We start from the raw sequence: 24,192 nt of genomic DNA on the forward strand, positions 1-24,192 counted from the left end.
GAAATAATTAATTAAGAAGAGGAAATATTCCCTAACATATCTCCAATTTCATCAGGATAAGGCCTTTCCCCAAATATCTTTTTCAAATCTTCTCTAAAGATAACTTCTTTTTCCAATAATTCATTAGCTAACATAGATAATTTTTTTTCATTATTTTTCAATATTTCCTTAGCTCTTTGATATTGTTCCGTTATAATTTTCGATATTTCTTCATCTATAATTTGAGCTGTTTTTTCACTATAAGGTTTTGAAAAAGAAAATTCATTTTGTCCTTCAGAATCATAATAAGAAACATTTCCAATTCTTTCATTTAACCCGAAAATAGCCACCATAGATTGCGCTTGCTTAGTCACTCTTTCTAAATCATTCAAAGCTCCGGTAGAAATGCTACTAAAAATGATTTCTTCTGCTGATCTTCCTGCTAATAATGCGCAAATTTCATCTTTCATTTGTTCTGGAGTAGTCAATTGTCTTTCTTCTGGAAGATACCATGCAGACCCCAAAGATCTTCCTCTTGGAACTATAGTAACCTTTACTAAAGGAGATGCGTGTTCTAGTAACCAACTTATTGTAGCATGTCCTGCTTCATGATAGGCTATTCGTTTTTTTTCATTTGGTTTGATTATCTTATTCTTTTTTTCTAACCCTCCTATTATACGATCTATTGCATCCAGAAAATCTTGGTTTTCTATTTTAGATCTGTCTTTTCTTGCTGCAATAAGAGCAGATTCATTGCAAACATTTGCTATATCTGCACCACTGAAACCTGGAGTTTGCCTGGCTAAGAAATCTATATCTACATTATTAGATAATACTAATCTTTGAAGATGAACTCTAAATATTTCTTTTCTTTCATTTAATTCAGGAGGATCAACTAATATAGTACGATCAAAACGTCCAGGACGAAGTAGTGCTTTATCCAAAATATCTGATCTATTTGTTGCTGCCAATACAATTACATTTGTATGAGTTCCAAATCCATCCATTTCTGTTAATAATTGATTCAAAGTATTTTCTCTTTCATCATTTGATCCAGCTATACTACTTTTTCCTCTAGCTCTTCCTATAGCATCTATTTCATCAATAAATATTATACATGGAGATTTTTCTTTAGCTTTCTCAAACAGATCTCTTACTCGAGAAGCCCCAACTCCTACAAACATTTCTACAAAATCTGAACCTGATAAAGAAAAAAATGGGACTCTAGCTTCTCCAGCTACTGCTTTTGCCAATAAGGTTTTTCCTGTTCCTGGGGGACCTATCAATAAGGCTCCCTTAGGTATTTTTCCTCCAAGCTTAGTATATTTTTGAGGACTTCTTAAAAATTCTACTATTTCTTGAACTTCTTCTTTTGCTCCTTCTAATCCAGCTACATCTTTAAATGTAATTTTTACATTATCATTTTCATCAAATAATTTGGCTCTAGATTTTCCTATATTAAATATCTGACCTCCAGGGCCTCCTCCTGTAGAACCTATTCTTCTAAAAAGAAAAATCCAAAAAATTACTAATAATATAAAAAATATACCATAGTCAAAGAAAAATTTTGTTATTGTATATTCTGGCTGATTCTTAAAATCAATGATGGTATTCAGATTATACTTTTTTTTATATTCTTCAAATTTTTTCTGAAAAAATTGCAAATCTCCTATTTCAAATTCGTACTGTAACGGTTGCGTAATAAATCTTTTTTCATTTCCATTTCTAGGAAATGTAGTAGTATTTCTATTGATTCCGTCAGAAGATAAAAATTTTTTCTTTAAATAAACATGCACTATTTCTCTATGTTTCACTATAATTTTTTGAACTTCTCCTTTTAATAGGATATCAAAAAAAGTATCCTGATCTATTTTTCTAGGATTAGAAAAAGAAGATTTAAAAAAAAATATCCCAATAAATATAGCAAATATGACTGCATATACCCAAAAAAAATTATTTTTGCTTTTGGCTTTTTTATCTATCATATTAGGTTTCTTCATTATTGAATTTAAATAAAAACCAAATTTTTTTTTATTAATTTTGATTCCAAAGAGTTTCTATATTATAATGCGATCTCACTTCTTTTTGAAAAATATGGACAACAATAGAAACATAATCTACCAATATCCACTCTCTTTTTTTTAATCCTTCTATATGCCAAGGTTTTTTCTGTAATTGTTTAATTGTAGTTTTTTCTATAGATTGGGAAATAGCATAAACTTGATTATGAGAATCACCGTTACAAATAACAAAATAATCACAAATAAAATTTTCCCTGTTTTTTAAGTTTATAACAGATATATCTTTTCCTTTAACCATTTGAATCCCTTCTATGATTTTTTTTAGCAACAAAACGAGAATTGTTTTTTAATATTGTTAAATAAGTATTTTTTTTTAAATTTCAAAAAACAAAAATAAGGTTTTCACTTTAAAGAAGTTAAATTTTCCAATATAAAACATTTTGAAAAAATTTATTTGGCCTATAGATTTAGTTCTATTACAAAAAGTAAATTCCACAAACCAATATGCAAGGAAATATACTTATAAAAAAAAAATTGGATAGTGATCTGGTCCATGAATCAAACTAAAGGAATAGGAGTGGGTGATAATTTATGGCATTCTGAAAAAGAAAAAAACTTAACTTTCAGTATTATTTTTAGACCTATGAATCCTTTTCCTATCAAAAAAAAATATTTGATCAACGTTATCACAAGTAATGCTATTCATAAAGCTTTATTAGACTATAATAAGAAAAAAATTTGGATTAAATGGCCTAACGATATTATTTTATACAGTAAAAAAATAGGAGGAATTTTAATAGAAAATAGTATTTATCTAAAAAAAATTTATTCTTCCATTATTGGAATTGGTTTGAATGTTCATCAAACGGAATTTAAAAAAGAATGGAATGCTTCTTCTTTAAAAAAATTTTTTAACATAAATTTTGAATTAGACGATATTTTTTATAAAATTATATATTCTATTCAAAAAGAATATTTTCTTTTCACAATTTACGGAGAAAATTTTGTACGAGAATATTATATTAATCATCTTTATTTGAAAGATAAAACTTCTCTTTTTTATATTCACAAAATAAATAGTTTTATTCAAGGAACAATACGATCTATAACAGATCAAGGTTTTCTAATAATTGAATTTAATAAAAAATTCTATTCTTTTTATCAAAAAGAAATTAAATTTCTTGAATAATTATTGAATCGTTTTTTGACTATATTTTCTTAGTTTTTTTTCTTGAATTTTCATAAGAATTTTCTTCTCATCCAACATAAACTCTTTGATGAAAAAGAAAAAACCAATATTGATCATATTAGAAGTAAAATAATATAGAGATAAAGCAGAAGCATAACTATTTATAAAAAATAACATGATAATAGGCATCAAATATAATATGAAGTTCATATCGGGGAGAGAACTATTCTCATCTTGAGAAAAGTCTTTTTTTCCATTATTACTTAATTTAGTATAAACCAACAATGCAAATGAATACAATAAAGTAAGTAAACTCACGTGATTACCGTAAAAAGGAATAAAAAAAGGAAGTTCAAGAATTGAATCATATGAAGTGAGGTCTTCTACCCATAAAAAAGATTTTCCTCTTAAATTGATTATAGTAGGAAAAAATTTAAATAATGAATAAAAAATAGGAATTTGAAATAGTGTAGAAATACATCCAGACATTGGATTTACGCCTACTTTTCGATATAATTCCATCATAACTCTTTGTTTTTTTAAAGCATCTTCGTTATTTTTATATCTATTGTTTAATTCTTCTATTTCCGGACGAATTAATTTCATTATAGCGCTTAATTTATATTGTTTATAAGTAATTGGAGATAATATAAGTTTCACTACTATGGTCATCAAAATAATAATAACACCATAATTTAAATTTGTTTTTTCCAGAAATTGAAAAATTATCAGAAAAAAATATTTATTAATCCACTTTAAAAAACCCCATCCAAATGGAATAATATTTTCAAATCCGCTCTTATATTCTTTTAATAAATTAAAATCTAAAGGACCAAAATAGAAACGAAAAGAAAAATGAAATTCTTTATTTTCTTTTCTATTTATAGATGTTTTAAATTGAATTTTCTTCAGAAAATTTCCTGAAGAAAAATTTTCTGATTGAACAAAAGTATTTTTTAATATTTTTTCCGGAATGAATATAGAAGCAAAAAATTGTTGTTTATAAGCTATCCAATTTATATTGGATATATTTTTTTCTTCTGTTTTTTTTTCGGATAAATATTTTACAGTTTCAGAATTTTTATTAAAAACAGAATAATATGCCTGAGTATAAGAATTTTCCCAATTTCTATCCTTTTCCATGGATAAAATTTTTTGTTCCAAATTGATGGAAACTAATTTACTAAAAGGATAAATATTTATTGTTTTTACAGAAAAGCCAATGTCATATTGATTTTCTTTTCCAATTGTATATATGTAATCGAAAAATCCTTTTCCATAAGGATTTTTCGCTCTCATTATAAGAATTTTAATTCCTTTTTTTTTGTTTTCCAATGAAAAAGGTTGAAAAAGTAAATTTTTTGTATCAATATTTAATTCTTTTTTGTTAGAAAAGGACATATTGTATAAAAAACTAGAATTTTTTACCAAATAAAGATTTTTTGCATGATATGATAATGAAGGATCATATGCCTTATATTTTTTTAAAAAAACTTCACTTATTATTCCTCCTACATTAGATATTTTTAGTCTTAATACATTATTTTCCAATAAAAAAAAATTATTTTTTTCTTTTTGTTCCTTTTCAAAAAGGATAACTTTTTTTCGATCGAAAAATTCTTTATTATTTATTTTATATTTTTTTTCTTGTTCATTATTAAAATATGTGAAAATCGTTAAAATCAACAATATAAGAAATAGTCCTATCATAGAACTATAATCTAAATTTTTATCCTTCATATATAAGAAGAATTCTGATAATCAAAAGATTTGTAAATTTTGGAAACTTTTACAAAATAAGTGAACAAAGGATGTGGATTAGTTACTGTGCTCTGATACTCTGGGTGATATTGAACTCCCAAGAAGAATACATGATTTTCTAACTCAATAGCTTCTACTAAACCTGTATCTGGATTTATTCCGACTGCTTTCATTCCAGCATTAGAAAAATATTCTAAATAATTATTATTAAATTCATATCTATGACGATGTCTTTCTAAGACCTCTTTTTTTTCTCCATAAATAGAGAATATTTTTGATCCTTCTACAAAAGAACACTTCCAGTTTCCTAAACGCATAGTTCCTCCTTTGTGAGTTATTTTTTTTTGTTTTTCCATTAAACAGATTACTGGATGAGAAGTATATGGATTCGTTTCATAACTTTCTGCTTTTTTTAACCCCAAAACATTTCTAGCAAATTCTATTACAGCTATTTGCATCCCTAAACATATCCCTAAAAATGGTATTTTATTCTCTCTTGCATATTTTGCTGCAAGAATTTTTCCTTCTATTCCTCTATTTCCAAATCCTGGAGCGACTAAAATTCCTGAAATTCCCTCAAAATATTTCTTTATGTTTTTTTCTTTTATCATTTCCGAATAAATCCATTTTATATTAACGTAAGTTTCGTTTTCAGTCCCTGCATGAATTAATGCTTCAGTAATTGATTTATAAGAATCGTGTAAAGAAACATATTTTCCAACTAATGCTATTTTCGTTTCATATTTTGGTTTTTTATATTTCTTAATAAAAATATTCCATTTTTTTAAATTAGGAGAAATAATAGTGGATAAATTTAAATGATTTAATACTACTTCATCAAAATTTTGCAAATGCAATAAACAAGGTATTTCATATATAATTTTAGTATCAATTGATTCTATTACATGTTTCGGCTTTACATTGCAAAACAAAGCTAATTTTTCTCTAATTTCTTTAGAAATTTGTTTTTCTGTTCGACAGACAATAATATCTGCTTGTATTCCATTTTCCATTAAATTACGAACAGAGTGTTGTGTTGGTTTTGTTTTGATTTCTCCAGTAACTGTTATATATGGTAGCAATGTTAAATGAATTACTAATCCATTGAACTTTCCTAATTCCCACTTTAATTGACGTACTGATTCAATATATGGTAAACTTTCTATATCTCCAACTGTTCCTCCTATTTCAGTAATAATAATATCGTAATTATTTGATTCTCCGAGAATTTTAATACGTCTTTTAATTTCATTAGTAATATGAGGAATAACCTGAACCGTTTTCCCCAAATAATTTCCTTTTCTTTCGTTATCTATAACTGTTTTATATATTAATCCAGATGTTACATTATTCTCTTTAGTAGTAGGTTGGTTTAAAAATCGTTCATAATGTCCTAAATCCAAATCTGTTTCTGCTCCATCTTTAGTAACAAAACACTCTCCATGTTCATAAGGATTTAAAGTTCCTGGATCTATATTGAAATAAGGATCTAGCTTCAAAATTGAAACTTTATATCCTCTAGATTTTAACAGCATTCCTAATGAAGCTGAAACGATTCCTTTTCCCAAAGAAGAGGTTACTCCTCCTGTAACAAAAATATATTTTATTTCCATCAAAAATCAAAATGAAATAATACGAAGAAATCAACAATTTTAATTATGATAATAATTACGAAAAATTTTTATTTCACAGAATGTGAATTTTTATTTAAAAAAATGAGAATTTATGATTTTTTTTTTATATTTACCAAGATTTGGAGCAAGTTCTACACAATCAGCTCCCTATGAATCCTCCAGGGTGGGAACACAGCAAAGGTAATAAGGTTGTAGCGATGTGATGTAGTCAAGCTTGCTCCAATTTATATGGAAGATGGAATAAAAATTTATGGAAAACTTATTGAAATGTAATTTTTGTGGAAGAAAAAAAAATGATATTACTTTTCTTGTATCGGGAATTAACGGACATATCTGTAATTTTTGCATAGAAAAAACTTATTCCATAATTCATAGAGAATTTTTAGATAAAAATATTGAAAAAAAAAAAAAAACGGATTTACAAAAATTAAAAAAACCTAAAGAAATCAAACTTTTTTTAGATAAATATGTTGTTGGACAAAATGAAGCCAAAAAAATTATTTCCGTCGCTGTGTACAATCATTATAAAAGAATACATCATAATTTTTCAAATTCAGAAAATCAAGATATAGAAATAGAAAAATCCAATATATTATTAATTGGAAAAACCGGAACAGGAAAAACTTTGCTAGCGAAAACCATATCAAAACTTTTGAAAGTTCCTTTTGCTATAGCTGACGCAACTACTTTAACTGAAGCAGGATATGTTGGAGAAGATGTAGAATCCATATTGACAAAATTATTACAATCAGTCAATTATGATATAAATTCTGCTGAAAAAGGAATTATTTTTCTAGACGAAATAGATAAAATATCTAGAAAAAGGAATAATCCTTCTATTACTAGAGATGTTTCTGGAGAAGGAGTACAACAAGCATTACTTAAAATATTAGAGGGATCAGTGATCAATGTTCCTCCCCAAGGAGGAAGAAAACATCCAGACCAAAAAATGATACAAATTAATACTGAAAACATATTATTTATAGCTGGAGGAACATTTGATGGAATAGAAAAAATTGTTTCTGATAGAATAGAACAAATTTCGATAGGTTTTTTAACTCAAGAGAAAAGAAAAAAAAATAACTATAAAAATTATATAAAAAATATTATTGCTACAGATTTAAAAAATTTTGGATTAATCCCCGAATTGATAGGAAGATTTCCTGTCACCACTTATTTAAATCCATTGAATAAAAAGATGTTGAAAAAAATTTTGTTGGAACCCAAAAATTCCTTAATCAAGCAATATCAAAAATTATTTAATATGGATAATATATCTATGAATATAACAGATGAAGCTTTAGATATTATAGTAGATAAAACTTTTCAAGTTGGGATCGGTGCAAGAGGGTTACGGACTTTTTGTGAGAAAATATTCTTGGATTATATGTATGATATAGAAAATATTCGTTCTGTTTTGAATATAGATAAAGACATTGTAATGAATAAACTGAATTATCAATGAATATTAACTTTTAATTAATTTCCATAATTTTATTTTCAATTTTATTAATCCTTCTTTCGTAAAAGAAGAAATAAAAGTAATGTCTTCTTTTAAAAATATTTTTCTTATTTTATCCTTTTCTTTATCATCAATTAAATCTGATTTGGAAATTGCTAACAAACGTTTTTTCTTTAAAAGATTTGAGTTAAATTTATTGAGTTCATTTAACAAAATGAAATACTCTTGTCTTCTATTTTTTGTTTCTGAAGAAATTAAAAACAATAAAACAGAATTTCGTTCTGCATGTCTAAGAAAATGATGACCCAATCCTTTTCCTTCAGATGCTTTTTCTATAATACCAGGAATATCTGCAACTAAAAAAGAATCAAAATTAATCTTGACTACTCCTAAATTTGGAATCTTAGTTGTAAAAGAAAAATTACCTATCTTAGGTTTTGCTTTTGTGATAACAGAAAGTAAAGTTGATTTTCCAGTGTTTGGAAATCCTATTAATCCTACATCTGCTAAAATTTTTAATTCCAAAAAAATCCAACAACCTTTTGTCTTTATACCTTTTTGTGCACAATAAGGAGATTGATGTATTGAATTTTTAAAAAAAGCGTTTCCTTTTCCTCCCTTTCCTCCTTCAAATAAAATTTTTTTTTCTTGGTTTCTAGTAATTTCTGTTATTACATTTTTTTTTTCATTTTTTACCACAGTTCCTATCGGAACTTCTATTAATAGATCTTTTCCATTGGATCCAGTAATATTATTATTTTTTCCAGGGGATCCTGATTTTGCTATCCAATGTTTATTATATCTTAAATGAAAAAAAGTATGAATATGAGAATTTCCTTGAATAATAATATTCCCGCCTTTTCCCCCTGTTCCTCCATCGGGACCTCCTCTAGTTATAGATTTATCCCTATAAAAATGAATGCATCCAGATCCACCATCTCCACTTTTACAGTAAATTTTTATGAAATCAACAAAACAATTTTCCATGAGTTTAATTTTTTTTTAAAAAATTTTTTATTTTTTCTTCTATGAAAAGAGAAATTTTTTCTACAGATAGAGAAGCATTTAATTTGATTATATTATTTTTCCATTTAGGATCACTATTCCAAATCAAAGAAGTTTCTTTGTTATATTCTTCTATTCTTTTTTGAACCGTCATGATATTTGTGTCATCGTTACGATGACTTGTTTTTCCTCTTTTTAATAATCTATCTATTATCAAATTTTTTTGAATAGAAAAATAGAAAATTATATTGACTGTTCCCAAACAAAACTTTTTTAAAGTTTTTTCTAAAGAAAAAATTTGATTTCTAGTTCTAGGATATCCATCAAAAATAATGCCTTTGGAATAAAAATTTTTTTGAATTTCTATATTTAACATATTTGTAGTAATCATATCAGGAACCAATATTCCTTTATTAATATAAAAACTAGCAAGTTTTCCTAAATCCGTTTTTCTCTTCATATGATTTCTGAATATCATTCCAGTAGATAAGTGGGAAAAACCAAATTTGTTTGCAATAATTTTAGCTTGAGTTCCTTTTCCACATCCCGGTGGTCCAAACAATATAATATGTATCATAAAATAATAAAATTCATAATTTTATGCAAAGAGTAGATGTAAAAAGGTAATTTATTGGTAATGTGAAATGAATATATGATTGTGGGAACAAAAATACATGTAATGAAAAGAAATTTACAAATGAATAGCTCTACCATAAGCGTTAGCTACAGACTCTAAAATAGATTCACTCAATGAAGGATGAGGATGTATACTTCCCATAATTTCATAACTGGTAGCTTCCAACTTTCTTGCAACTACTACTTCTGAAATTAAGTCTGTTACATTGTTTCCAATCATATGACACCCTAACCATTCATCATATTTAGCATCAAAAATTACTTTAACAAAACCATTGGTATTTTCATCGGAAATAGCTCTTCCAAGAGCACTAAATGGGAATTTAGCTACTTTAATCTGAAATCCTTTTTCTTTGGATTCTTTTTCAGTATATCCTACTGAAGCGATCTCAGGAAAAGAATAAACACATTTTGGAACATTGTTATAATCTATTTTTTGACAATTTAATCCTTTTATATTTTCAATACAGTTTACTGCTTCATGTGACGCAACATGAGCCAAAGAAGGAGTCTGAATGACATCTCCAATAGCATAATATCCATCTATGTTTGTACGATAATTTTCATCTACAATAATAAATCCTTTATCAATTTGAATCCCTATCTCTTCCAATCCAATATGTTTGATATTAGGAATAATTCCAATAGCGTAAAGAACTATATCTGCTTCTAAAACAATATTTTCTACAGAAGATTTGATTTCTACAAGAACTATTCCATTATTAGAAGTAATTTTATTTATAGAAGAAGATGTATAGCTTTTAATTCCCATTTTTTCAAAAGAATATTTCAAATGATCAGATATTTCATCATCTCCATTTGGAAAAAGTTTTGTACAAATTTCTATGATGGTAACATGTGTTCCCATAGAATGATAAAAATAAGCAAATTCTAATCCTATAGAACCAGATCCTATAATGATCATTTTTTTTGGTAAAGAAGATAAAGAAAGAGCTTCTTTATATGTTATGATTTTTTTTCCATCATATTGAAATTTATTTTCAATTTTAGGAATTGCACCAGTAGAAATAATAATATGCGAAGCAGAATATTCTCCTATATTTTTTTCATTTTGAAAAATTTCAATTTTTTTTTCTTTTTTCAATATTGCATTTCCATGAATGACATAGATTTCATTCTTCTTCATTAAAAATGAAATTCCTTTTTTCATTTTTTCTACTACATTTCTACTTTTAGTAATAATTTGGGAATAATCTATTTTGATTTGATCTTTTTTTATTCCAAAAAGTTCCCCATTTTTTTTTATGGATTGCAAAATTTTTGCACTGTTCAAAAGAGATTTAGTAGGAATACATCCCCAATTTAAACAAACACCTCCAAGAGATTCTTTTTCAATCAGAGCTGTTTTCATTCCAAGTTGCGCTGATCGTATGGAAGCTACATAACCCGCTGGTCCACTTCCCAAAATAATAACATCAAAATGCATAGACTAATATGTATGTTGTATGTGTGAAACGTTATTTTATAAATTTACAGATTTTTCTACTCAAAAATTTTTTACAATAGAAAAACAATAAAATTCGTTTTCAAAAAATATTTTAAATTTGCATTTAAAATGATATATGGATTATGAAATTTTTTGTAGATACAGCAAGTTTAAAAGAAATTAATGAAGCAAGATCACTTGGAATATTAGATGGAGTTACGACAAATCCATCCTTAATTTCCAAGGAATCTGTTTCTAGTCAAAAAGAAATTCATGATCATTATATGTCTATATGCAGTCTTCTGAGAAATGAAGAAGATGTTAGTGCAGAAGTTATTAGTACTGATTATATAGAGATGATTCAAGAAGGAGAAAAACTTTCTCTTATACATCCAAGAATTGTTGTAAAAATTCCAATGACTCATGATGGGATCAAAGCAATTAAATATTTTTCTAATAAAAAAATTAGAACTAATTGTACTCTTGTTTTTTCTACAGGACAAGCCATTTTAGCTGCTAAAGTTGGAGCAACTTATGTTTCTCCGTTCATAGGAAGAGTAGATGATGTATCTTATGATGGATTGTATTTGATACGAGAAATTAAAAATATATATAACAATTACCATTTTGGTACCAAAATTTTGGCAGCATCTATACGTCATCCTTTGCATATCATAGAGTGTTCAAAGATTGGAATATACGCAGTCACCTCTCCTATGAAAGTTATTTATTCTCTACTGAATCATCCATTGACAAATATAGGATTGGAAAAATTTTTAACAGATTATAAAAAGAAAATCAATTAAGTTTTTATTTTTTCATCCAATAAATATTGAATAGAGATAGATGTAGCTTTTGGAAGATTTTCATAAAATCTTGATAGTTCTATTTGTTCTTTATTCTCGAAAATTTCTTCCAAATTATTTTTGTTCATCATATTAAATTCTTCCAATTTTTTATCCATATCTACCTTAATATCGTTGCTGATTTTATGACTTATTTTTTCCAAAATGCATATAGTTTCATATATGTTTTTTCCTGATTTTTTTTCTAATTTTACACGATCTATTGTTTCAGTATTTATTGGAACATGATTTATATCTCTCAAAAAATTCATAAATTTGTAAGTCTTTTATACAAAACTTTTAATTTTTTTGCATTAGAATGGTGTGGAAAACATTTCATATATTCATAATATGACTTAAAAAAATCTTTTTTTCTAGAAAGTTGATATTGAGATACACAAATTTTATACAAAACTTTTTCCTTTAAATGACTTTCTGGAAAATCTCTTATAAAATCTTGAAAATAAATTAAAGAAGCTTGATACCTACGCATCAAGAAATAAGAATCAGCTATGCAATAATTTTTTTTTTCTATTTTCATTAACAAATTGTTAATCAACCTATAAGCTTCTTTTATTTTTGAACTATCAGGATATTCTCTGACAAATTGATTCAATTTGTTAATTGCAATGTTAGTTTTTGTTTGATCTAAATCAAAATTTAAAGAAGAAAAATAATGATGTTTTCCACTTTCAAATAAACCTTTTTCTCCTGATTCATCTTCTTTCCATGAAAGAACAGGTTTTTTTTCTGAAAAAATAAAACAACTTTCAAAAAAAGTTATGAATACTACCATCAAAAAAATAGTTTTGATATTCACTATTTTTATTGTTTATGAAAATTTCTTATGTCTTTATCAAATAAATATAATCCTCCTTTATCTTCTCCTACTAGTTCAATCTTATCTAAAATCATTTTACTTAAAGTTTCTTCTTCTATCTGTTCTTCAACATACCATTGCAAAAAATTATATGTAAAATAATCTTTTTCTTGTAAAGATAATTCTACTAAAAGATTAATCTCATTAGAAATTTTCTTTTCATGTTCAAATAATATTTGAAATAATTCTTTCAAAGATCCATATGTTACTTTTCTGATGAAAATGTTATCTAAAATAGCATGACCTCCTCTCTTATTAATATACCTTATCAACTTTAACATATGCATTCTTTCTTCATGTGAATGATCATATAAAAATTCGCATATTCCTTCAAAACCTTTCTTTTCTACCCATGAAGCCATAGACAAATACAATTGAGAGGATTCAGATTCTCTATTTAATTGTTTTGTTAATCCTATTTGTATTTTTTCGCTAAGCATATAAATTTCTATGAGTTGATTTGTTTTAATAAATTTATCATTTTCTTTTTTAAAGAAGGACTACCAATTATCAGAGGTAATCTAACATATGGATTACATATTCCTATTATATTTAAAAAAGTCTTAATCCCTGTCGGATTTCCTTCTTCATAAATGAGATCTATCATTTTAATAATTTTATAAAAGATAGAAAAAGCTTTTTCAACCTGATTTTTCCTAGCTAAAGAAACCATTTCAGAAACCTTATCAGGAAAACCTTGAGCAATTACAGAAATAACACTTTCTCCACCTCCCAATATAACAGGTAAAGTGATAAAATCATCTCCTGATATCACACTAAAATTTTTTGGTTTTTTTTCAATAACTTTATAAGTTTGTAAAACATTTCCAGAAGCTTCTTTTATTCCTATTATGTTATTAAAATTATTAGCTAAACGTAATACAGTATCTGGCATGACATTAGAACCTGTTCTTTTAGGAACATTATAAACAATTATATTAGCTTCAGTACAATTCACAATAGATTTAAAATGTTCATATATTCCTTCTTGAGAAGGTCTATTATAATAAGGAGATACTGAAAGAATAGCATAAAAAATTGACAAATTTTTTATGCTATTGATTTGATCAACAACATCTTTTGTATTGTTTCCTCCCACTCCTAGTATTAAAGGAAGTTTTTTATAATTTGTACTTTGAATGCATTCAACAATATCTTGTTTTTCTTCTTTATTTAAAGTAGCTGTTTCAGCTGTAGTCCCCAATGCTACCAAATAATCAACTTCATTATCTAAAACATATTTTACGAGTCTTTCAAGTCCATTGAAGTCGATTTTTCCATCCTTTTTAAAAGGAGTAACTAACGCTACACCTGTTCCATATAATTTTTTCATAAATATGTGATATTAAATATCGTTGTTATTTCATATTGAGATATCATTAATCGTTATTTTTTTAAAAAAAACAAAAAAACAGATGTAAGCGTACATGCATAGAAAAGTAATGACTAATAATCTTTTCTTGTTCTTGGTCTAGCTGCAGATACAATAATATTTCTTCCCATAAATTCTGTTCCATTTAATTTTTCTATAGCTTGTTTTGCATTTTCTTCATTAGACATTTCTATAAATCCGAATCCTTTACTTCTTTTGTTAGATGTAGATTCGTCAAAAATTATCTTAGCATGAGTTACTTCCCCTATAGATTCAAAATATTCCTTCAATTCTTGTTCTGTCATATCATAAGATAAGTTACCTACGTATAATTTCGTATTGTCCATATTAAAAATAAATTGTTTTAAAAGCAAATTTAGAGAAATATTTTTTCTAAAAAAGAAAAATATACTACTTAACAAATTATGATTTATTTATCAAAATAAAAATTTTCCATTTTTTTATCTTAAATTGAAAATTTTTTTATGATCTGAATTATCAAGAATGCTTTTAATAAACAAATTGAATAATTTTTCTATTATATCATCATTATTGGACAATGATTTTTATAAGTTTACTATGCAAAATGCTGTTATTAAATTATTTCCATCTGCAAAAGCTAAGTATGAATTTATTAATAGAGGAAAACATTCTTTTCCAAAAGATTTTGATGAAATATTAAAAGAAAACCTAAAAAAAATGGCTTATTTGAAACTTTCAAATGAAGAAAAAAACTATTTGAAAAAATATTGCCCTTATTTAGATTCTTCTTATTTAGATTATTTAAATAAATATCAATATAATCCAAAAGAAGTAAATATATGTCAAAAGGGAAAAAATATAAGAATGAATATAGAAGGATTATGGAGTAGAACTATATTATGGGAAGTTCCTTTAATGGCTATTATATCTGAATTATATTATAAACTAACAGGTGCTAAACGGATATCTGATAAAAAAATTATAATTCTCACTAAAGAAAAATTGAAAAAATATAAAAAACTAAAGGTTAAAATTGGAGAATATGGAACAAGAAGAAGATATTCTTATCAAGTTCATAAATTGGTTTTGAAAATACTCATAGAAGAAGGTTATCCATTTTTTATGGGGAGTAGTAACGTTCATTTATCTCATATTTTCTCAATTAAACCGATAGGAACCCAAGGACATGAATGGATTATGTTTCATGCCGCAAAATATGGATTCAACAAAGCAGATCGTATTGCTATGGAAAATTGGTTAAATATTTATAGAGGAAATTTAGGAATTGCTTTATCTGATACATACACATCTTCAGTTTTTTTCAAAAACTTTAATAAAAAACTTTCTGACACTTTTAAAGGAGTTAGACATGATAGTGGAGATCCGATTTCTTTTGCTCAAGAAACTATAAAACATTACAAAAATTTTCAAATAAATCCTATCAAAAAAAAAATTATATTTTCGGATAATCTTGATCCATGCAAAGTGGCTTCTATTTCTTCTTTTTGCAAAAAAAAAATTAATCCTTTTTTTGGGATAGGAACCAATTTTACTAATGATGTTGGGCTCCCTTCTATGAACATTGTAATAAAAATGGTTAAAGCTATTCCAGAAAATAAGTGGATTTCAGTAGTAAAACTCTCTAATGTAGAGGAAAAATCAACTGGAAAAAAAAAAATGATTTTTTTTGCTAAAAAAATTCTTCATTTATGACATAATGTCATTTTGTTTTTACCTTTATTTACTAATAAATTATATGTGATGGAAAAAAATCAAAGAAAATTGAATAAAAGTTTTTATATAGAAACCTATGGTTGTCAAATGAATATCGCTGATAGCGAAATAGTGACTTCTATTTTGTGCAACGATGGTTATTCTTTGTCCGAATATTTAGAGGAAGCGAACATTATATTATTCAATTCTTGTTCTGTTCGAGAAAAAGCAGAATTAACCCTAAAAAAAAGATTGGATCAATTACAATTTATCAAAAAAAAGAAAAAAACCTTATTTGGCGTTATAGGATGTTTGTCAAAACAAGTAAGAGATATTCTTTTAAAGGAAAAAAAAATAGATTTTTTTGTAAATCCAAATTCTTATAAAGAAATGTCTAATTTTATTCGTTATGCTATGATTGGTCAAAAAAACTTAAGTATTAATCATCAAAAAAACGAAACATATGCAGACATAAGTCCATTTCTAAAAAGAGACAAAATAACAACTTTTTTAAGTATAACCAGAGGATGTGATAATATGTGTACATTTTGTATAGTCCCTTTTACCAGAGGAAGAGAAATAAGTAGTAATCCATATTATATCATTGATGAATGTAAACGTTTGTATCAAAATGGATATAAGGAAATTACTCTTTTAGGACAAAATGTTGATTCTTATAGATGGACTCAAGGGTTAATTACTATAGATTTTTCAGAATTATTGAATTTTTTAGCTATAGAAATTCCCTCAATAAGAATAAGATTTTCTACATCTAACCCTCATGATATGTCGGATAAAGTTCTGAAAATAATTTCTAAACATTCAAATATCTGTAAGCATATTCATTTACCCGTTCAATCTGGAAGCAACAAAATACTGAAATTAATGAACAGAAAATACACTCGTGAAAAGTATCTTTCTTTAGTTAATAGAATCAGAGCTATAATTCCTGAATGTTCTATTTCACATGATATCATGACTGGTTTCTGTAATGAAGAAGAAAAAGATCATCAAGATACTCTTGATTTAATGAATAAAATTCAATATAATTACGGTTATATGTTTTCTTATTCTCCTAGACCTGGTACTTATGCATATAAAAAATTAAAAGATAATGTTCCTCAAAATGTTAAAATAGAACGATTGAAAGAGATTATTGATTTACAAAAAAAACACTCATCATTTCGAATGAAAGAATACTTAGGAAAAGTCCAAGAAGTTTTGATAGAAGGTGAATCAAAAAAAAATAATCAATATTGGTATGGAAGAAATACACAAAATTTAATTGTGGTCTTTCCGAAAGAATCCTATAAAATTGGAAATATCGTATCTGTGAAAATCAATGATTGTACCCCTGCAACTTTAATTGGAAAAATTTATAAAGATGTAAAAAAATGGAATCCATCCAAAATATAAAACAAAAATTTGGAATCATTGGATATGATTATGCTTTACATCGAGCTTTAGAAAAAACAGTACAAGTCGCTCCTACCGATATTTCGGTATTGGTTCTTGGAGAAAGTGGAGTAGGAAAAGAATTTATCCCAAAAATTATTCATCAATTCTCTTCCAGAAAACATAATTCTTATATTGCGGTAAATTGTGGAGCCATTCCAGAAGGAACTATTGATAGTGAACTTTTTGGACATGAAAAAGGATCTTTTACAGGTGCTACAAGTATGAGAAAGGGTTATTTTGAAGGAGCTAATGGAGGAACTATATTTTTAGATGAAGTAGGAGAACTTCCTTTAACGACACAAGTACGTCTTCTTAGAATATTAGAATCAGGAGAATTTATTAAAGTAGGTTCTTCTAAGATTCAAAAAACTAATATACGAATTGTTGCTGCTACTAATTTAAATATGATAGAATCTATACAAAGAGGGAAATTTAGAGAGGATTTGTATTATCGTCTTAATACAGTACAAATTAATGTTCCTCCTTTACGATTTCGTAAAAATGATATCAAATTTTTGTTCAAGAAATTCTCCAATGATTTTTCTGAAAAATATCATATGCCTCCGGTTATTCTTACTGAAGAGTCTTTGAAATATTTAGAAAATTATTCTTGGCCAGGAAATATCAGACAATTAAAAAATCTTACAGAACAAATTTCTGTGGTGGAAACAAAACGTGAAATTTCTATAGAAAAATTAAAAGAATACATTCCAGAGAATATTCCTTCAATATCATTTTCTCACAATGAAACTTTCTTTCAAGGCTTTTCTAGGGAAAGAGATTTGCTGTATAAAATTTTGTTTGATATAAAAAAAAATTTTAATGATTTGAAAAATATTACTTTTCAATTGATTAAAAATCATCCAAACCCCAGATTTATTAAAGATAATCAACAAATTATGGAAAAAGTTTTTGGAAAAATGATTCATAACAGTGATAATTCAATTTTTCAATTGGAAGATTCATCTAAACCTTCTTCGGAGGAGGATTTTGATTATGAAGAAGTAGAAGAAGACTCATCAAAAAATGAATTATCTTCTTTTTCTTTACAAAAAAAGGAAATAGAGTTTATTCAAAAAACTCTAAAAAAAAATAATGGTAAAAGAAGAAAAACAGCTAAAGAATTAGGAATTTCAGAAAGAACACTATATAGAAAAATTAAACAATATGGCTTATAATAAAATTGTTTTTATTCTTATGTTTTTTGTTTTTACTAGTTGTTATCATCCTTCTATTTATTCATTTTTTAATCCAAAAAAAACAATAGAAATAGGAGAATTTTCAGAAAAAATAAATATACCTAGAAGATCTATTGCTTTTGATTTCAAGAAATATCTTGAAGATTATATTATGATACATAATCCTTCTAATTTAGTATTAAAAGACGGAGATGCTATTTTAGAAGGAAAATTTTTAGATTATATAATTCTTTCAAGGAAAAATTATCCATTAAGAAAAATTCAAGTAACAGTAAAGATATATTATAAGGATAATTTTGAACCAGAAAAAAACTGGGAGAAATGTTTTGTGATATCAGAAGATTTTTATCACAAAAAAGAACTCTTTTTAGAAAAACCCATTGATAAAATCATAGAAAAACTTACTATTCAAGTGTATAAAAAAATATTTAATGAAAATAATAATTGGTAAATGGAAATAACACCTACTATAACTATAGTTGGATTTTTTATTATCACAATGTGTCTTCTACTTATCTTGTTTATTCTAATACAAAATCCTAAAAAAGAAAGTATTAATCAAACTTTTATGGAAAAAAACTTTAGATTTTTTGGGGTTAAAAGAACAAATACATTTTTAGAAAATGTTACTTGGTTTTTATCCATTATTATATTCTTATTAACTCTGTTTTTCAATTTTTTTCTAAAATCAAAACATTAAATATGTATGTCATAATGACATTTAATATTGCTTAAATGAAAAAAATTCAATAATTTTTCATTTGGCATGTTTTTGGCTTTGGACGATTAGTATCGTAAACTCTAAAAATTATTTAAAATATGGTGGAAGTAAAGATTAAACCTTTAGCAGATCGTGTTCTCGTACAACCTGACCCTGCTGAAACAAAAACAGCTTCAGGTATAATTATTCCTGATACTGCAAAAGAAAAACCACAAAAAGGGACCATAATAGCAGTAGGGAAAGGAAAAAAGGATGAACCTATGATTCTAAAAAAAGGAGATAGAATTTTGTACGGAAAATATTCTGGAACAGAATTAAAATGGGAAGGAGAAGAATATCTCATTATGCGAGAATCCGATGTAATAGCTATCATATGATCATATAACTTAAAAAATTAAAAAATTATGGCAAAAGATATAAAATTTGATATTGAAGCAAGAGATAAACTAAAAAAAGGAGTGGATGCATTAGCTAATGCAGTCAAGGTGACTTTAGGACCAAAAGGTCGTAATGTTGTATTGCAAAAATCATTTGGAGGGCCTCAAGTCACAAAAGACGGTGTTACTGTAGCTAAAGAAATTGAATTAGAAGATCCTATAGAGAATTTGGGGGCTCAAATGGTGAAAGAAGTTGCTTCTAAAACAAATGATGTAGCTGGAGATGGAACTACAACTGCAACTGTTTTGGCACAAGCTATTGTTAGAGAAGGATTGAAAAATGTTGCTGCTGGAGCTAATCCTATGGATTTAAAAAGAGGAATAGACAAAGCTTTAGAAGCTGTAATTCTAGATTTAAGAAAACAATCTAGAGAAGTTGGAGGAAATACAGAGAAAATAAAGCAAGTAGCTTCTATTTCTGCAAACAACGACGAAAAAACTGGTTCTTTAATAGCTGATGCTTTTGAAAAAGTAGGAAAAGAAGGAGTCATTACTGTAGAAGAAGCAAAAGGAACAGATACATCAGTTGATGTTGTTGAAGGTATGCAATTTGATAGAGGTTATCAGTCTCCATATTTTGTTACAAATACCGAAAAGATGATCACTGAATTTGATCAACCTCAAATTTTATTATCTGATAAGAAAATAGCAGCAATGAAAGATTTGTTGCCTATATTAGAGCCTGTAGCACAATCTGGTAGACCACTGCTTATTATTTCTGAAGAAGTTGAAGGAGAGGCTTTAGCTACATTAGTAGTAAATAAAATACGTGGAACTCTAAAAGTGGCTGCTATTAAAGCTCCTGGATTTGGAGATAGAAGAAAATCCATGTTAGAAGATATAGCTATTTTGACAGGAGGGACAGTTATTTCTGAAGAAACAGGGAGCAAATTAGAAGATGTAAAATTAAATATGCTAGGAAAGGCGGAAAGAGTTATTATAGATAAAGATAATACGACTATTGTTAATGGAGGAGGAAATAAAAGAGATATAAGAGCACGTGTAGATCAAATAAAGGCACAAATAGAATCAACTACATCAGATTATGATAAAGAGAAATTGCAGGAACGTCTCGCAAAATTAGCAGGAGGAGTTGCAGTTCTTTATGTTGGAGCAGCCTCTGAAGTAGAAATGAAAGAGAAAAAAGATCGTGTCGATGACGCTTTAAATGCTACAAGAGCCGCTGTAGAAGAGGGAATAGTAGCAGGAGGAGGTGTGGCTTTAGTTCGCGCTGTTAATTCTTTGGATAATCTCAGAGGAGAAAATGTAGATCAAGATACTGGAATCCAAATAGTCAGAAGATCTTTAGAAGAACCTTTGCGTCAAATTGTAGCTAATGCGGGTGGAGAAGGATCTGTTGTTGTTGCTAAAGTGGCTGAAGGAAAAGGTGATTATGGGTATGATGCTAAAATTGGAGAATATAAAAATATGATTGTGGAAGGAATCATAGATCCTACTAAGGTTGCTAGAGTAGCATTAGAAAATGCAGCTTCAGTATCCGGAATGTTGTTAACTACTGAATGTGTTGTAACAGAAATCAAAAAAGACGAGGCAAATGCAGCGCCTCCAATGCCAGGATCTGGAGGAGGTGGAATGGGAGGAATGATGTAAATCTGATCTATAATATCTATAAAAAAATAGTGTCTTTTTCAGGACACTATTTTTTTAATTTTTAAAACCAATTTTTTTGAACTTTCAAAGTTTGTTCAATTACATCTCTCACGCAGCCTCTTCCTCCTCTTTTCGGAGAAATATATTTAGATATATCTTTAACTTCTTGAACTGCATCTATTGGAGAACAAGGCAATGCTACAGATTTCATAATTTCAATATCCGGAATATCATCTCCCATATAAAGAATTTTATTCTTTGTAATATTTTGAATATTACAATATTCATCCAAATATTTTTTCTTGTTATCAACTCCTTGATAAATATAACGGATATTCAAACCTCTTAAACGTCTAAAAACCATTAAATCTGATCCCCTTGTAATAACACACAAATTATACCCTTTCTTTTTTGCTAACTGCATTGCATATCCATCTTTAGCAAACATTTGGCGAACCATGTTCCCATCTGGGAATAAATTCAAAGCACAATTCGTTAATACTCCATCTACGTCAAATACAAAAGTATTAATATCATTCATTATATTCATATAGTTCTCCATCTCTTTCATCTCCTTAAAAAACAACCTTAAACTTATCCCCCCCTCCATCCAACTTATTAAATATCCTCAAAATTAATATTTGTGAAATCCTTTATTTCTGATGTTTTTTTTTGAACCTCTTTTACCTCTTGACTTTGATTATATGTTGTATGATTTTTAAAATCTTTCTGATGACGTTCAGAAATTACTTCTCTCCCTTTTTCATTAATAATAAACCGAATCATATCATCAAGTATGCTTTGGAATTTTGAAAAATCCTCCTTATACAAATAGATTTTGTGTTTTTTATAAGTTACTTCTCCTGTTTCAGAAAAACTTTTCTTACTTTCAGTGATGGTCAAATAATAATCGCCAGCTCTTGTTTCTCTCGCATCAAAAAAATATGTTCGGCTACCAGTTTTTAGAGTCCGTGAACAAATTTCATTTCTTTCTTTGATATTTTCTTTTTCGTCCATTTCAAAAAATATTATAATCCTAATAAAGCAAATCTAAATAAAAAAAATATAGGATGATTATTCAAAATCAATTTTTTTTAAAAATTCTACAACAAAATATTATTACTTTTTATTCTTGATATTTTCCCATTTTTTAAATTAATAAATAAGTCAAAATCAGAAACATAAGAAGTATCATGAGTGATAATAATAATGGTACTATTTTTCATTCCTTTTTTTATATAATTAATGATTAACTTTCTAGTTTTCTGATCTATAGCAGAAAAACTATCATCAAATATAAGAATTTTCGGATTTCTTATAAGAGCTCTTGCTATACATATTCTTTGTTTTTGTCCACCAGATAAAGTAATTCCTCTCTCTCCTATAACTGTTTCATATCCATTTTTAAAATTTAAAATCTCATCTTCTATCATAGCTTTTCTTGCCGCTTCATACACTTTACATCGAGTAACTTTTTTTATACTTCCTAAAGCAATATTATTGTAAATCGAATCTGAAAAAAGAAAAGATTCTTGAGGAACATAACCTATATGATTTCTGAAATCATATAAATTATGATTTTTTAAAGATAAATTATCTATTAATATTTCTCCTTGATGAGGATCATATAAACGTGATATTAATCTTCCTATAGTTGTCTTTCCTGATCCTGTTTCTCCCGTTAGAATCAAAGTTTCTCCTTTCATAAGACTAAAAGATATTTTACTAATTGTATGATTTTTATTTTTTATATCATTTTTATTTTTATAAATGAAGCTAACGTCTTTGAACTGAACTTCTCCAAAAATTTTCGTTTTTATCAAGTTATTATTGAAAATTTCTGGTTTCTCTTTCAAAAATTCACTTATTCGAATTTGCGATACTTTAGCCCTTTCTACAATAGAAACAACCCATCCCAACATAATGAAAGGAAAAATCAATACATTAATGTATGTAAAAAATTCAGCAATGGTTCCTATTTCTTTTATCTCTCCTTCAAAATATTTTTTTCCTCCAAAAAAAAGAATTAATAAATGACTAGTTCCTATAAAAAATATTATAACAGAAGATAAAATAGTATTTATTTTTGCTAATTCTATATTTTTTTTTTTGTAATCAGATATGATTCTCTTATGTTTCTTTTGAAAAAAAGGTTCTGATACAAATGATTTAATAACATGAATTCCAGAAAAAGTATCTTGAATAAAAGAACATATAAGTGATTGATAACTTTGAACTTTTTCACTTTTTTTAGTAATATAAATACTTATATAATAAATGGAAATAAAAAGAACAGGAATAGGCAAAATCACATAAAAAGTTAGAATTTCGTTAATTCGTAACATTTGGACAAAAACCATGAAAAAAAGAACAACAAGGTTCACAAAATACATTATTCCAGGACCTATGTATTGTCTGATAAAAGAAACATCTTCTGTTAGTCTATTCATCAAATCTCCTGTTGAATTTTTCTTATAAAAAGACAAACTCAATTTTTGATAATGTGAAAAAATTTCATTTTTTATATCAAATTCTATCATTCTAGATGTTGTTATAATACATTGTCTCATGTGATATTTAACAAATCCTCCAATGATTGGAACTATCAGTATGATGCTAGTATAAATACAGATTTCTTTTTTTAAATAGGAAGAATTTGATGCAGTTGAAAAACTGGTAAATAAATTTTTAATTGTGTTAATAGATTTTCCTATATAAGGAATAGGAAGTAGAGTTAAAATATTTGATATTAGAATCAATAAAAAACCTATACACAAACGTAATTTGTATCTTTGACAATATTTTTTGCTAAAAGCAAATAAACCACTCATATAACATGC

25 protein-coding genes and 1 other RNA gene are annotated in these 24,192 nt (G+C 26.7%); 11 read left to right on the forward strand and 15 right to left on the reverse strand.

The window, feature by feature from the left end; all coding sequences use genetic code 11:
- Positions 1-11 precede the first annotated feature (11 nt).
- Together ftsH and rsfS are read right to left on the reverse strand one after the other, a co-directional pair.
- Positions 12-1,964 carry an ATP-dependent zinc metalloprotease FtsH gene (gene ftsH, locus H0H67_RS02095; RefSeq protein ID WP_185859612.1) on the reverse strand — a complete coding sequence of 651 codons (1,953 nt, stop codon included), beginning with the start codon at positions 1,962-1,964 and terminating at the stop codon, positions 12-14.
- A 49-nt stretch (positions 1,965-2,013) separates the two neighbouring features.
- Positions 2,014-2,331 carry a ribosome silencing factor gene (gene rsfS, locus H0H67_RS02100; protein ID WP_185859126.1) on the reverse strand — a complete coding sequence of 106 codons (318 nt, stop codon included), beginning with the start codon at positions 2,329-2,331 and terminating at the stop codon, positions 2,014-2,016.
- Between the two features lie 222 nt (positions 2,332-2,553).
- On the opposite strand from rsfS, the gene H0H67_RS02105 reads away from it, so the two are divergent.
- Positions 2,554-3,189, forward strand: a complete 636-nt coding sequence (locus tag H0H67_RS02105) for a biotin--[acetyl-CoA-carboxylase] ligase (protein WP_238784565.1) — start codon at positions 2,554-2,556, stop codon at positions 3,187-3,189.
- Here the strand turns inward: H0H67_RS02105 and yidC are convergent, their stop codons facing one another.
- Together yidC and H0H67_RS02115 are read right to left on the reverse strand one after the other, a co-directional pair.
- Entirely contained in the window at positions 3,190-4,929 is a 1,740-nt protein-coding gene (gene yidC, locus H0H67_RS02110; RefSeq protein ID WP_185859127.1) for a membrane protein insertase YidC, read from the reverse strand.
- Positions 4,926-6,563 carry a CTP synthase gene (locus H0H67_RS02115; RefSeq protein ID WP_185859128.1) on the reverse strand — a complete coding sequence of 546 codons (1,638 nt, stop codon included), beginning with the start codon at positions 6,561-6,563 and terminating at the stop codon, positions 4,926-4,928. Before H0H67_RS02115 ends, yidC begins: the two co-directional genes overlap by 4 nt.
- A 143-nt stretch (positions 6,564-6,706) precedes the next feature.
- On the opposite strand from H0H67_RS02115, the gene ffs reads away from it, so the two are divergent.
- Together ffs and clpX are read left to right on the forward strand one after the other, a co-directional pair.
- Positions 6,707-6,807: signal recognition particle sRNA small type (ffs, locus tag H0H67_RS02120), an RNA gene on the forward strand.
- A gap of 27 nt (positions 6,808-6,834) precedes the next feature.
- On the forward strand, positions 6,835-8,049 hold the full coding sequence (gene clpX / locus H0H67_RS02125) for an ATP-dependent Clp protease ATP-binding subunit ClpX (protein ID WP_185859129.1): 1,215 nt from the start codon (positions 6,835-6,837) through the stop codon (positions 8,047-8,049).
- A 3-nt stretch (positions 8,050-8,052) separates the two neighbouring features.
- Here the strand turns inward: clpX and obgE are convergent, their stop codons facing one another.
- From obgE to lpdA, 3 genes are all read right to left on the reverse strand, one after another.
- On the reverse strand, positions 8,053-9,033 hold the full coding sequence (gene obgE / locus H0H67_RS02130) for a GTPase ObgE (protein WP_185859130.1): 981 nt from the start codon (positions 9,031-9,033) through the stop codon (positions 8,053-8,055).
- A gap of 4 nt (positions 9,034-9,037) precedes the next feature.
- Entirely contained in the window at positions 9,038-9,628 is a 591-nt protein-coding gene (locus tag H0H67_RS02135; RefSeq protein ID WP_185859131.1) for an adenylate kinase family protein, read from the reverse strand.
- Between the two features lie 114 nt (positions 9,629-9,742).
- Positions 9,743-11,134, reverse strand: coding sequence for a dihydrolipoyl dehydrogenase (gene lpdA, locus H0H67_RS02140; protein ID WP_185859132.1), 1,392 nt, complete (start codon positions 11,132-11,134; stop codon positions 9,743-9,745).
- A gap of 143 nt (positions 11,135-11,277) precedes the next feature.
- Here lpdA and fsa point away from each other — a divergent pair, with 143 nt between their 5' ends.
- Positions 11,278-11,940 (forward strand): fructose-6-phosphate aldolase, encoded by a 663-nt coding sequence (fsa, locus tag H0H67_RS02145; RefSeq protein WP_185859133.1) that lies wholly within the window; start codon positions 11,278-11,280, stop codon positions 11,938-11,940.
- Here fsa and H0H67_RS02150 read toward each other — a convergent pair.
- The 5 genes from H0H67_RS02150 to H0H67_RS02170 all read right to left on the reverse strand — a co-directional run bounded on the left by H0H67_RS02150 (position 11,937) and on the right by H0H67_RS02170 (position 14,578).
- The gene (locus H0H67_RS02150; protein WP_185859134.1) at positions 11,937-12,251 is read right to left on the reverse strand and encodes a hypothetical protein; all 315 of its coding nucleotides are present in this window, start codon (positions 12,249-12,251) and stop codon (positions 11,937-11,939) included. The two genes, fsa and H0H67_RS02150, sit on opposite strands and share 4 nt — an antisense overlap.
- Positions 12,248-12,775, reverse strand: a complete 528-nt coding sequence (locus tag H0H67_RS02155) for an outer membrane protein assembly factor BamD (RefSeq protein WP_185859135.1) — start codon at positions 12,773-12,775, stop codon at positions 12,248-12,250. The genes H0H67_RS02150 and H0H67_RS02155 overlap by 4 nt, the downstream gene beginning before the upstream one ends.
- 29 nt (positions 12,776-12,804) lie before the next feature.
- Entirely contained in the window at positions 12,805-13,299 is a 495-nt protein-coding gene (locus H0H67_RS02160; protein WP_185859136.1) for a ferritin, read from the reverse strand.
- An 8-nt stretch (positions 13,300-13,307) separates the two neighbouring features.
- Positions 13,308-14,192, reverse strand: coding sequence for a 4-hydroxy-tetrahydrodipicolinate synthase (gene dapA, locus H0H67_RS02165; RefSeq protein WP_185859138.1), 885 nt, complete (start codon positions 14,190-14,192; stop codon positions 13,308-13,310).
- A 113-nt stretch (positions 14,193-14,305) separates the two neighbouring features.
- Positions 14,306-14,578, reverse strand: a complete 273-nt coding sequence (locus tag H0H67_RS02170; RefSeq protein WP_185859139.1) for an RNA recognition motif domain-containing protein — start codon at positions 14,576-14,578, stop codon at positions 14,306-14,308.
- Positions 14,579-14,735: 157 nt separating this feature from the next.
- Between H0H67_RS02170 and pncB the strand changes: the two genes are divergently transcribed.
- From pncB to groL, 7 genes are all read left to right on the forward strand, one after another.
- A complete protein-coding gene (pncB, locus tag H0H67_RS02175) occupies positions 14,736-15,926 on the forward strand; it encodes a nicotinate phosphoribosyltransferase (protein WP_238784566.1) in 1,191 nt (396 codons plus the stop codon).
- 48 nt (positions 15,927-15,974) lie between these two features.
- A complete protein-coding gene (gene miaB / locus H0H67_RS02180; RefSeq protein ID WP_185859141.1) occupies positions 15,975-17,342 on the forward strand; it encodes a tRNA (N6-isopentenyl adenosine(37)-C2)-methylthiotransferase MiaB in 1,368 nt (455 codons plus the stop codon).
- Positions 17,321-18,562 carry a sigma-54 interaction domain-containing protein gene (locus H0H67_RS02185; protein ID WP_185859142.1) on the forward strand — a complete coding sequence of 414 codons (1,242 nt, stop codon included), beginning with the start codon at positions 17,321-17,323 and terminating at the stop codon, positions 18,560-18,562. Before miaB ends, H0H67_RS02185 begins: the two co-directional genes overlap by 22 nt.
- A complete protein-coding gene (locus H0H67_RS02190) occupies positions 18,552-19,034 on the forward strand; it encodes a hypothetical protein (protein WP_185859144.1) in 483 nt (160 codons plus the stop codon). Before H0H67_RS02185 ends, H0H67_RS02190 begins: the two co-directional genes overlap by 11 nt.
- 48 nt (positions 19,035-19,082) lie before the next feature.
- Positions 19,083-19,283 carry a preprotein translocase subunit SecG gene (gene secG, locus H0H67_RS02195; protein ID WP_238784592.1) on the forward strand — a complete coding sequence of 67 codons (201 nt, stop codon included), beginning with the start codon at positions 19,083-19,085 and terminating at the stop codon, positions 19,281-19,283.
- A 119-nt stretch (positions 19,284-19,402) separates the two neighbouring features.
- Positions 19,403-19,681 carry a co-chaperone GroES gene (locus H0H67_RS02200; RefSeq protein WP_185859147.1) on the forward strand — a complete coding sequence of 93 codons (279 nt, stop codon included), beginning with the start codon at positions 19,403-19,405 and terminating at the stop codon, positions 19,679-19,681.
- Positions 19,682-19,708: 27 nt separating this feature from the next.
- Entirely contained in the window at positions 19,709-21,352 is a 1,644-nt protein-coding gene (gene groL, locus H0H67_RS02205; protein ID WP_185859148.1) for a chaperonin GroEL, read from the forward strand.
- A 61-nt stretch (positions 21,353-21,413) separates the two neighbouring features.
- Here the strand turns inward: groL and H0H67_RS02210 are convergent, their stop codons facing one another.
- The 3 genes from H0H67_RS02210 to H0H67_RS02220 form a co-directional block, all read right to left on the reverse strand.
- Positions 21,414-21,914: a KdsC family phosphatase gene (locus H0H67_RS02210; RefSeq protein ID WP_394366858.1), complete on the reverse strand. Its 501-nt coding sequence runs from the start codon at positions 21,912-21,914 to the stop codon at positions 21,414-21,416.
- A 56-nt stretch (positions 21,915-21,970) separates the two neighbouring features.
- Positions 21,971-22,369, reverse strand: coding sequence for a DUF3276 family protein (locus tag H0H67_RS02215; RefSeq protein ID WP_185859150.1), 399 nt, complete (start codon positions 22,367-22,369; stop codon positions 21,971-21,973).
- Positions 22,370-22,455: 86 nt separating this feature from the next.
- Positions 22,456-24,183, reverse strand: coding sequence for an ABC transporter ATP-binding protein (locus H0H67_RS02220; protein ID WP_185859151.1), 1,728 nt, complete (start codon positions 24,181-24,183; stop codon positions 22,456-22,458).
- Positions 24,184-24,192: the final 9 nt, after the last annotated feature.

The organism is Blattabacterium cuenoti (genome assembly GCF_014251575.1).
Taxonomy (GTDB): Bacteria; Bacteroidota; Bacteroidia; order Flavobacteriales; family Blattabacteriaceae; genus Blattabacterium; species Blattabacterium cuenoti_N.